The sequence below is a fragment of the Brachybacterium tyrofermentans genome (assembly GCF_039526165.1).
GTDB classification, from domain to species: domain Bacteria; phylum Actinomycetota; class Actinomycetes; order Actinomycetales; family Dermabacteraceae; genus Brachybacterium; species Brachybacterium tyrofermentans.
The window spans coordinates 1-1,365 of record NZ_BAAAIR010000072.1; the positions used below are offsets into that span (position 1 = coordinate 1).

Here is a 1,365-nt window from a genome sequence, read left to right on the forward strand (position 1 = left end):
GGGGCCTACCCCCGGTTCGTGGACACGGGGGTGTTTACGCTGCGAGCGCTAGCTTAGCGGTGTAGGCGCGCTCGTAGGCGTTCGGGGACAGGTAGCGGCACCAGGAATGGCGGCGCTTGGTGTTGTAGCGGGTCAGCCAGCGGAACATCTTGCGGCGGGCGGTGAGCTCGTCGGTGAAGCACGCGGCGTCGCGGAGGACCTCGCGCTTCGTGGTCGCGTTGAACGATTCGGCCATCGCGTTGTCGGCGCTGGAGCCGACGGCTCCCATCGACTGGGTCACGCAGAGCCGCTGGCAGAGCTCGGCGTAGGCCTTGGAGGTGTAGACGGACCCGTGGTCGCTGTGGAAGATCGCTCCTGCCAGAGATCCACGGGCCGCGGCGGCGGCCTTGAGCGCGTCGGCGACGAGGTCGGTGCGCATGTGATCGGCGATGGCCCAGCCCACCAGGCGGCGGCTGTAGCAGTCGATCACTGTGGCCAGATACAGGTTCCCGCCCCCGCCGGCCTCGGATAGCGGCAGGTAGGTGATGTCGCCGACGTAGCGCTGGTTCGGCGCCTCGGCGGTGAAATCCCGGCCCAGCAGGTCAGGAACGACCTGGTCGGCCGGCTCCGGCACCGTCGTGCGGTGCTTACGCTTCTTGACGTAGCCGCTGAGGCCGGCCTCTCGCATCACGCGAGCGACCCGCTTGTGGTTGACCCGGTCCTCGGGCGCGGCCCCGTCGTTGAGCTCTGCCGTGATCCGCGGGGCACCCTGGGCATTGTCGTCCGCGTGGATGATGCGGATCCGCTCCAGCAGCTCGCCATCGGAAGCGGCCCGCGCGGACCGAGCCGGGGCGCCTGTCTGCCAGGCGTAGTAGGAGGAACGCTCGATCTCGACGAGCTCGCACAGTCGCTTCACCGGATAGGTGGTGGAATGGTCGGCGACGAACTGGAAGCGACTCACCAGCGCGTCTCCCCGGCGAAATACTTCGCGGCCTTCTGGAGGATCTCCCGCTCCGTGGTGAGCTTCGTCGTCTCCGCTCTCAGCTGGGCGTTCTCTGCCTCCAGCCGAGCCACGCGCTGCTCGAGCGGCTCACTAGGATCCGACGTCGGAGCGATCGGCGCGGACCGCAACGGGCGGTCGGTCAGCGTGCCGTCAGCCGCGGTCTTCTTTCCGGTCCCGTGGGTCTCCAGCCACTGCCGCAACGTGCCCCGGACGATCCCGAGGTCCTCCGCGATACCGCGGACCGTCGCTCCCGGTGTCGACTCGTACAGGTCAACCGCCTGCTGGCGAAACTCTTCGGAGTAGTGCTTCCTGGCCATGGTTCATGATCTCGCTTCCCCAGCAAATGCTGGAATCAGCGTGTCCACGAACAAGGGGCAGGCCCC

Annotated in this window: 1 protein-coding gene; it reads right to left on the reverse strand. The window is 67.9% G+C overall.

Going from position 1 to position 1,365, the window contains the following annotated elements; all coding sequences use genetic code 11:
- Nucleotides 1-34 precede the first annotated feature (34 nt).
- Nucleotides 35-1,299, reverse strand: a protein-coding gene (locus ABD093_RS18270; protein WP_377802425.1) for an IS3 family transposase whose coding sequence is annotated in 2 segments (ribosomal slippage) — nt 35-957 and nt 957-1,299 — 1,266 coding nt in all. Because the reading frame shifts where the segments join, the coding sequence is not laid out codon by codon here.
- Between the last annotated feature and the right edge of the window lie 66 nt (nt 1,300-1,365).